Origin of the sequence: Tunicatimonas sp. (genome assembly GCF_049647865.1) — a bacterium.
Taxonomy (GTDB): domain Bacteria; phylum Bacteroidota; class Bacteroidia; order Cytophagales; family Cyclobacteriaceae; genus Tunicatimonas.
Map to the genome: position 1 here is coordinate 1 of NZ_JBARYM010000290.1, position 9094 is coordinate 9094.

At 42.7% G+C, this 9094-nt stretch carries 7 protein-coding genes and 1 pseudogene; 6 read left to right on the forward strand and 2 right to left on the reverse strand.

Features of this window, described 5'->3' with window-relative positions:
- The 6 genes and pseudogenes from WBA23_RS08870 to WBA23_RS08895 all read left to right on the forward strand — a co-directional run.
- A pseudogene (locus tag WBA23_RS08870) lies at window positions 1-228 on the forward strand (ferrous iron transporter B); the annotation flags it as partial.
- Between the two features lies 1 nt (window position 229).
- Complete coding sequence (locus WBA23_RS08875; RefSeq protein WP_424581917.1) at window positions 230-394, forward strand: hypothetical protein; 165 nt, start codon at window positions 230-232, stop codon at window positions 392-394.
- 129 nt (window positions 395-523) lie between these two features.
- A complete protein-coding gene (locus tag WBA23_RS08880; RefSeq protein ID WP_424581918.1) occupies window positions 524-1699 on the forward strand; it encodes a gliding motility-associated C-terminal domain-containing protein in 1176 nt (391 codons plus the stop codon).
- Window position 1700: 1 nt separating this feature from the next.
- A complete protein-coding gene (locus tag WBA23_RS08885) occupies window positions 1701-2750 on the forward strand; it encodes a PorP/SprF family type IX secretion system membrane protein (protein WP_424581919.1) in 1050 nt (349 codons plus the stop codon).
- A 97-nt stretch (window positions 2751-2847) separates the two neighbouring features.
- Window positions 2848-5193 (forward strand): OmpA family protein, encoded by a 2346-nt coding sequence (locus tag WBA23_RS08890; protein ID WP_424581920.1) that lies wholly within the window; start codon window positions 2848-2850, stop codon window positions 5191-5193.
- 34 nt (window positions 5194-5227) lie between these two features.
- The gene (locus WBA23_RS08895) at window positions 5228-7174 is read left to right on the forward strand and encodes a tail fiber domain-containing protein (RefSeq protein WP_424581921.1); all 1947 of its coding nucleotides are present in this window, start codon (window positions 5228-5230) and stop codon (window positions 7172-7174) included.
- Here the strand turns inward: WBA23_RS08895 and WBA23_RS08900 are convergent.
- Together WBA23_RS08900 and WBA23_RS08905 are read right to left on the reverse strand one after the other, a co-directional pair.
- Window positions 7142-7846, reverse strand: a complete 705-nt coding sequence (locus WBA23_RS08900; protein ID WP_424581923.1) for a hypothetical protein — start codon at window positions 7844-7846, stop codon at window positions 7142-7144. The genes WBA23_RS08895 and WBA23_RS08900 overlap by 33 nt on opposite strands.
- Window positions 7740-8993: a dipeptidase gene (locus WBA23_RS08905; RefSeq protein WP_424581922.1), complete on the reverse strand. Its 1254-nt coding sequence runs from the start codon at window positions 8991-8993 to the stop codon at window positions 7740-7742. Before WBA23_RS08905 ends, WBA23_RS08900 begins: the two co-directional genes overlap by 107 nt.
- Window positions 8994-9094 lie beyond the last annotated feature (101 nt).

Genomic DNA, 9094 nt, shown 5'->3' on the forward strand with positions numbered 1-9094 from the left:
AAAAGCCGTTTGCGTAACGAGATAAATCCTGAAACCGGCGGTCCCCGCTTTACTCCGGCAGTAGCCTTCTCACTACTGGTTTTTTATGCTTTTGCCATGCAATGCATGAGTACGTTAGCCATCGTAAAACAAGAAACCCGCAGTTGGCGGTGGCCGCTACTGCAATTTACGTATATGACAATTATGGCCTACGGTGCCGCGTTCTTGGTTTATCAATTAATGTCCTGATATGCAGCAGCTATTAATCATTTTACTTTTTACAGTAGCAATAGCCTACTTAGCTCGTTTAGTGTACCGTCACTTTAAAGCGGATCAGGGTTGCGCCAAAGGTTGTGGTGCCTGTAGTACAATTGATTTGAAAAAGATTCAGGAGCAAATCCAAGAAAAAGCATAACGGACTACCATATGTTGCAATAAGCTGCGTATATCGTATATTTTTTGGATATTATTAAGGCAAAGCGTTTCTATGCAGTAGGATTATTCTTATTTTGAGGCTTTGAATCTGCGCAATCACAGCCTACCTATGTTGTTACGATGTTTTTTTTTGGGCGGTATTTTTCTAGGTAGTTCCTACTTCCTTCTAGCTCAAACTATCTATGTTAGCGGCAACCAGGTGTTATCACTAACTAACAATGCGGTGCTGTATACACCCAGTTCAGTTGTTAATGAAGGTATGCTGCTTAACGATGGTAGTGTTCAGCTAAATGGTGATTGGGATAATCAGCAGAGTTACACTGGTGATGGTTGGTTACGACTTACTGGGTCTTCCGATCAAACTGTTCAGCACAACAGTCAAGTTTTAGGTTCTCTAGAGATTAGTGGCGGTGGTTCAAAAACAGTAAATGGCAATGTAACGATCAACGATACACTCAATTTAGTTAGTGGTTTTGTAATTGCTACTGCTCCGAATATAGTACAGCTAAATCAAGGTCTTCGGGTGGAAAATGCCAGTGAAAATTCTTATATCCAAGGGGCTGTTCAGTTTCATGGAACAGGTTACCATTTCCTTCCCATTGGCACTAATGATGCTTTCTTGCCAGTCATTTTAGAAGATGTTTCCGGAATAGATCCTCTAACTGAAGTTACTCCGTTTAGCAACCAACAATTAGAGGTTGAGGGCGAAAGGTTAGAAACCAAAACAGTTAGCAATTACTGGACTGTCACTAACCTAGAAGGAAGCTACGAAGGTTCGGTAGTAACTTTGCCAGTAACTATTGCTGATAGATTCGAGGATATTACTGCTGCGGTAGTTGTTGAGTCAGAAAGTTCTGATGGGCTCTTTACTAATTTGGGTCAGCGTGATCGAGAAGGAGATAGCAATGGCGGTCTGATAACGAGTGAGGCGGTAGCGAGTAGGGCAGTAGTAGCCCTAGGATTTACTTCGGAATACGTACTGGAAAATTCGGTAGAAGTACCTTCTGCTTTTTCACCAATCGCTCCCAATCTTACTAATCGCAGTGTGAAAATCTATTCGGCTAATCTACAAGCCGTCGGGTTTTCGTTTACCATTTTTAACCGTTGGGGGCAAATTGTTTATCAAACCAATGATTTGCAATTAGCTTCAAATTCGGGTTGGAGTGGATTGGACGCGAGTACTAACCAACCGCTACCTGGGGGACTCTACCCTTATGTGCTGCGGGGTAACTACGATACCGGACGTGCTGTAGAAAAGACAGGTTCTATCACTCTTTTTCGTTGATATGCAGTACTGCCGAAACCATATTGTTCTGATAGGACTTTCGCTTTTTGCCATAAGCGGGTTCGCCCAAGAGATTCGGTTCTCGCAGTATCAGAATGCACCAGCATATATTAATCCGGCTAGCGTAGGGGCTATCCCGCATCCCGTACTACGAATTACTTCTCGAATACAGCAGTTTGGAGTCGTCTCTTTTCTTACCGGGCACGCTTCATTATCGCTACCAGTTTTTTTAACTAGCTCACGGGAGATGCCAACCGGAGGCTTTGGTCTGAATGTGCTACAAGATGTAGCAGGAGAAAATAGCGAGTTCCGAACAACCATTGCCCAAATTTCTGCTGCATACAATATTTATCTAAATCGTCAGGGTACCCAGTGGTTAAGTTTAGGATTACAGGCGGGCTATAGGCAAATTCGGGTGGACTACTCTCAACTCTATTGGCCTTCTCAACTGCGGTACAATGGTTTCTCAGGTACTAGCCTACCTCTTGAGAATACTGAAAATCAATTAGGTGCTTTAAGTATTAACTCTGGCTTGTTCTGGTCGTACGACGCTACCCGTAATTCGTTGTCTGAAGCTTCTCCCATTCGCTTATACGCAGGTTTTTCACTACAAAATATTAATGAGCCTACCTATAATTTTTTCTCAGCTTCTCAAAACGCGCTGGATATGGGGTATTCAGCCCTGATGGGTGGAGAATTCTGGATGAATGATCGGTGGACGCTCGCTCCCGATGTGCTGACCCTCTGGTACGAACAGTGGTTCACTTATCAGGCAGGTGCTTCGGTAACGTACCACACACAGTATAGCACCCCATCAAACCCAGTGCCCTCAGCCATACAATTGACCGCCGGAACTTGGTACCGAGATGAGTCTAGCTTAGTATTTCTATTGGGAATGGGCGGGCGAAAATGGCAAGCAGCTTTATCGTACGATGCTAATCTGGCTACTGCCCGAAGAGGAGTGTCTAACCAGTATGCTTTGGAGTTATCTTTGCAGTACCAGTGGTTCAGCAACAATGCTCCTAAATCTCAATCTACGCCTTTATACTGACATGTTTTGTTTTCTTCGCGCACGAACTATTCATTATTGGCTGTTTTTTCTATTTAGCTTTACTACAATTTCTCTAGTTAGTTTGGGGCAAAGCAGCATGGTTCAAAATCCTGAGCGGAGCGGAGATCAATATTTTTTGGCTGAACAATATTTTCGGGCAGCCCAGTTTTATCAGTTAGCACTTAAGCGCGATAGTAGCAATCATGAATTAGCTATTAAGTTGGCTCATAGTGAGCGTTATCAGTTTAATTACGCTAAAGCTGCCAAGTGGTATCAGTATGCTCAAAATTCATCCAGTGATTTTTCTGCTAAGGTAGCCTACTACCAATCGTTAATGTTAAAGAATATTGGTCGATGTAACGAAGCTTACCGATGGTTGGATAGTCTGCTAGTTTCTTCTCAACTGGAGGCTCGGAATTTACATTTAGAAGCTAAGCAACTAAAACTGAGCTGTCAGGAGATAGATCTGACCAGTAGAAATATAGAAAGTATTGTCGTTTCATCACTTGACTCAACTGTAAATTCTCAAAACTACGACTATGCCCCTATAATAATGAATGGTGATTCGGTATTGATACTGACCAGTACTCGTTTCGCCGGAAAACAGAAGATTTCTTATCGCTTTGGGGAAAATAACGCTAACTTTTTTTCATACCGCCGGCAAGGGAATCAATTTATAGATACTAGTACCTTTGTTAGTGCAGTCAACACCAAATCTAGCGAGGGGGCAGGCTGTTATGTAGAGTCTCGAAAAGAGTTTTACTTCACTTACTGTGCTAATGACCAGCCCTGTAAGATATACTTTGTCGCTTCTAATGGATTAGAATGGTCTAAGCCAGCCTCGTTGCCCGAAAGTATAAATCAAGAGAATACCGAAAGTAAACATCCAAGTGTATCTGCTTCAGGCGATACTTTATTTTTTACATCCAATCGAGCTGGGGGGCAAGGGGGCTCTGATATTTGGATGAGTATTCGGACGAGCGAAAATCAGTGGTTATCGCCAGTTTGCTTAGATAGTTTGGTAAATTCTACCTCCGATGAAGTTACGCCTTACTATCATAGTCAGGAAGATCAACTGTATTTTTCATCGGATAATCGGCGTGGTTTTGGCGGTATGGATTTATACGTTATTTCTGATTTCTCTTCGGCCAACAAAAGGGCGCGAGGTCGTTTGCCACTGCCAATCAACTCATCGGCTGATGATAGCTATTTAGTGCTAGGTCAGCAATTGGGTTACCTAGCATCTAATCGTAATGGCAATTTTGATATTTATCGGTTTAAAAAAACAAAAGACCAACCCTGGTTTCAGTTTCTGCTTGAAATCCCCAGTTTGCCCAGTGACCCGAAGGGTGATTTGTTGACTACCATATCAACCAACAGAATTCGCCGAGTTGACTATTTGAATTTAGAACTAAATGATTGGATTTGGGTGAATGCCGCCCAACAGAAGAGACTTAGCTCCGGAGCTACTCGCTTTATTCTAAATTCAGATGTAAGCGATATTCAGATGAAGCAGTATCAGCAAAAACAGAATGAAGAAGCAGTTGCTCAAAACGTAGAGGTAGTAAGTACAATAGTTAGTCCAGACGCTGACAGCACTTTAACGTTAACTAGCTTCTCTACGGATTCTTCGGAAGCCGAGCTCATCAGTATTGTAACCGGGCAGGTTTCAATTACCACAACCCGGCAACCATTCGCCGAACAAGTTATTGAACTACGCGGTAATAATGGAGAACTCCTCAAGACTTCCACAACCAATGATGCCGGTGAATTCAGATTCGTGAACCTTCCGGCTAATAGCGAATACTCTATTTCGTTAGCTTCTGCCGAATCGCAGGATACGATTGATGTGAGTAATCTGTCACTCCAAACTGAGCCAGAATCTGCCTTTTCTCAAACATTCGAACCAGTCTATTTTGATTTTAACCAGCACAAATTACGCCCTGAGTCAATTAAAGTGTTAGATGCTTTGGCTACGTTTTACCAAACTAATCCCGAGGCTTCAATTGAAATTAACGCCTTTACTGACAGTTTGGGTAACGATGTTTATAACGTATTATTAAGTAGAAAAAGAGGGGAGGCTGCATTTGACTACCTAATTAACTTAGGAGTAGACCGTTCGGCTTTAGCCATTAATGCTAACGGAGTGTCTACTTCCTATACTTCTACCAATGCCTACGTTAGTCAGCAACTAAACAGGAGAGTTGAATTCGAAATTTTTGGGCTACAAACACCATTCTCTTATAAAGCAACTACCAAGATTTTAAGACCGAATGTCGATCTTTCTCAACTGCTAGAAAGCACTCTAATGACTTGGGAAGAACTCGCCCAACTAAACGGGCGCCCATTGAATACACTTGAGCCTTATAAACCAATCCGAGTGTACAAAAATGAGATCACTGAGGGTAATTCGCTATTTTACCAGATAATTGACATAAATTGATAAGTATAATCTACCAGACCTAATAATGATATTCTTGAAGCAAGCCGTACTACTGCTGGTCTTTCCTTTTTTTTGTCAGCAGATTTTAGCCCAATCGGTAGGAGTGGGCACTACATCTCCCAACGCTAATGCCGCGCTACACATTGTGGCACCCAGTAATAACCAAGGGGTGCTTATTCCAAGCATGAATACTGAACAGAGAACAGATGAGCAATTTACCGCAAATCTATCTGCTCCAGACAATGGTTTATTGGTATTTGACCTAACGGAAAATCGCTTTTACTATTGGTCGGAAGCAGACTGGATTCCTGTTTGGAGTGGAGATGTTAACCGAGTGCTTGCAGCTGGTGACGGCGTGGCGATTGATAGTCAAAACCAAATCGTCAATACCGGTGATACCGATTCAACCGACGACATAACGATTAACACTACGGCCGGTGGAGTTCTTCAAGGAATGTATCCTAATCCTGAGCTAGCTGAAGAAGTAGTTCAAACTGTCAATTTAGCTGATTTGATGGTGGTTGGGAGTAAAGTCGCCAACAATACCTTAGGAGTAGAAAAGCTATCAGGATTAGCAGACCCTACCTCAGGGAGAAATTCGGTGATGATTACTAGCAATAGTAACGCTCCCCGCTGGTTTCAACCTTCGGCTAATCAGGTATTAGTTACTGATAACACCGGACAAATAACCTCTCGATCAGCAGAAACATTTGTACGCGAAGATTTAGCGCTTGGTGAAATCTATATTGGAAATAATGATGGCGAAGCAGAACCAGTGGATGTTTCGGATATTGGTAACATTTTAGTGGGAAACGGAACTACACTGTTTAAGCTAGATGCCTCTGGCAATGGGAGGTTACTAGTAGGCAATGGTACCACCTTGGTTTCGGTAGATGTCATGGGAGATATTTCACTCGATGGAACTGGAACCACTCAGATTATCGCGGATGCAGTAGGGACTGCTGAAATTGCTGATGGATCTGTTGCTTCAGCTGATTTGGCTATTCAAGCTGTAACTACCGATAAAATTGCTCTAAATGCAGTTCAGTCCAGTCAGATTCTTGACGGAACCATTATTCTAGACGATTTGGCGGATGGATCAGTAAATGCTGCGAAAATAGCTGATGGGGCTATCACCAATGGTGATATCAATTCAGGTGCAGCCATTACGGTTAGTAAATTAGAGGCACTAAATACTGGTCAAATCATATTTGGAAATGCGGGTGTACCTACCATTGGTACTCTCACTGGAGATGCCAGCATCAATGCTTTTGGAAATCTAACGCTTAACTCATTGGCTACTATTGATGTAAACGGTGGAACAATTGACAATACTGCTATTGGAAGCACTACTCCCTCTACCGGAAACTTTACCAGTGTTACGGCCACGGACGGAAGTGGAATTGCGGCATTGAATGCTGATAATCTAACAGCAGGTACCATTCCTGATGCTCGCTTATCGCTCGTTGGGGCAAATGGCTCTTTTGGAGGTGGTACCGATGTTATTCAGTCTATGACTGTTGACGCTCAAGGTAGGGTAACCGCAGTGGCTGCTGGCCCTTCACCCAGTGATCTTCGCTTAAAAGAAAATATAACTGAACTAGCGTATTCCCCTCAGAAAATTTATCAACTACAGGCGTATAATTATCAGTGGAAAGATGCCGAGATGGGTGCAGGAAACCAGATTGGATTAATTGCTCAAGAGGTAGAGAAAATTTATCCTGAACTAGTAAAAGAGCGTTCCGATGGCTACAAAGGCGTGGTTTATCAAGGGCTTATTCCGGTATTGATAGAGGCTACAAAAGATCAGCAGTCTACACTAGACTCGCTAAATCAGCAAAATGCTTCATTACAAAACCAAGTAACGCAACTAGAAAAAAACCTTGAACAGTACAAAGAACAGTTGAATCGCTTAGAAAGTGCTATTCAGAAAATTACACCGGGGAAATCACCAACGGTAACTAACCCCGAAGCTCAGTAGGTGAGGGGCACCAATAGAAAATTCACCCTGTATACCCACATGCTCAGTCACGTAGGACTCTCCACCCAGTACAATTAATTGAGGGGCAAACGCTCCACCTAAAGCGAAATTTATAACGCGATCAATAATTTCGGAGGGAAAACCCACCTCAGAATCAACATTCCAGTTAGAGTAGCCAACCCGCCCCCCGCTGTACATCCGGAATCGTGGCTTGTCTACAATATAAATCAAACCAACTGCACCGAGGTAGAATCTTCTAGCTGAGAGCCCGTACCTTCGCGCATTTCCATTATCAGGATCTGAATACGTTACTGAAAAATTCTGATGAGCAATAGTGCCACCAATCGCTACTCGCCGGGTTGGCTGAAATAGGTAAGTGCTCGAGAGAACGGGGTTCTTACTCACATGCACACCATCAATAACCTGAAAGTAACTAACTATATTCGATAGAATTCCCGAAGTACTAAACCCAATATTTCCTCGAACCTGATGGGGGTAAGTTGGGCGATTATCCGGTTCTGGTTCTTGATTATTCTCCTGCGCGAAAACCAGGGAGTAATTTAAGCTAACGGCCGCCGCTAGTACTATTATTCCCTTCGCGGGTAAGCGTTTGGGCCACGCCCTGAACGTCGTTCCAAACCCGGAACATATTTTTGTAGCAAATTTTCTCAATATCTTCGTCAGAATATCCTCTCTTTAGTAGTTCGGCAATGAGGTTAGGGTAATCAGAAGCATCTTTCAGTCCGGTAGGCAAGGTATCACCTACACCGTCAAAATCAGACCCAAAACCTACGTGATCAATTCCCGCCAATTGCACCACATGATCAATATGATCAGCCACCTTTTGAACGGTAGAGTAGGCCGGATTGTTTGCCATGTATTCGCTGGCGTAGGCTCTGGTAGCACTATCACTAAATGTTAAATTTCGCTCATTCATCCATTCAGTAAGATGGGCGCGCATTTCACTGGACTTTTCACGCGAGTCGGCATCAATAAACCCAGAGCCAAAGTTGATTGCAATTACTCCGTTGTTTTTCCCCATTAGTCTGATCATATTATCGTCCATGTTGCGTTCAAATCCGGGAACAAACTTTCGGGCTGACGAGTGAGAGGCAATCACTGGGGCTTGGGCAATCTTCATTACATCATAGAAAGCACTATCAGAAATGTGCGATACATCCACCATAATTCCAACCCGATTCATTTCTTTAACGACTTCCTCACCGAAGGGACTAAGACCATTCCACACGCGGACAGTATCGTAAGAAGAGTCACTAATCAGATTGACCTTACTGTGAGTCAGAGTCACGTAACGAATACCTCGGTCAAAAAAGTACTGTATATTTTCTATTGAGTCACCAATAGGAGCGCCGTTTTCCATTCCCATGGGCAGAGAGATTAAGCCATTTTTAAAATTCTCTTCTATCTCTTGAGGAGAGTTTGCCAAAGCAAATTTTTCGGGGAACTCCTGCTGGATGTTTTGTACCAGATTAATAAGAGAGTCGGCAAATTCTTTAGCACCTCCGGTTTCCTGATAACTAGCTGGAATATAGATTGACATAAAGGGCGCATCTAATCCTCCCGCCACCGCTTTAGGGTAGTCAAAGTCACCCTGCGTTTCACTTTCAATATCTTTGATGTATTCTTTCTTTAGTCTGAACCCTGAAACCTTAAGCCGAAAGGGTAAGTCAATGTGGCCATCGGTGATAATATACGTTTGTGCTAGAGAATCAGCCTTAGATTGGATACTATCTTGGGCTTGAATAGTGAAGCTACTTAAAAATAATAATGTAACGAGAGATATAGATAGAATTCGCATAGATATTTTGCTGATTAGGATAGAATTAAAATGTTAATGCAGTATGTGCCTGTAAAATTAGAATATTATTCGGAATTATACCATGAAGCATACATTGAATA

What these genes read in the sequence shown, in the direction of transcription:
- WBA23_RS08885 (WP_424581919.1), top strand. Translation starts at nt 1,701, where the DNA reads ATGCAGTACTGCCGAAACCATATTGTTCTGATAGGACTTTCGCTTTTT.
- WBA23_RS08890 (WP_424581920.1), top strand. Translation starts at nt 2,848, where the DNA reads ATGGTTCAAAATCCTGAGCGGAGCGGAGATCAATATTTTTTGGCTGAA.
- WBA23_RS08880 (WP_424581918.1), top strand. Translation starts at nt 524, where the DNA reads ATGTTGTTACGATGTTTTTTTTTGGGCGGTATTTTTCTAGGTAGTTCC.
- WBA23_RS08875 (WP_424581917.1), top strand. Translation starts at nt 230, where the DNA reads ATGCAGCAGCTATTAATCATTTTACTTTTTACAGTAGCAATAGCCTAC.
- WBA23_RS08905 (WP_424581922.1), bottom strand. Translation starts at nt 8,993, where the DNA reads ATGCGAATTCTATCTATATCTCTCGTTACATTATTATTTTTAAGTAGC.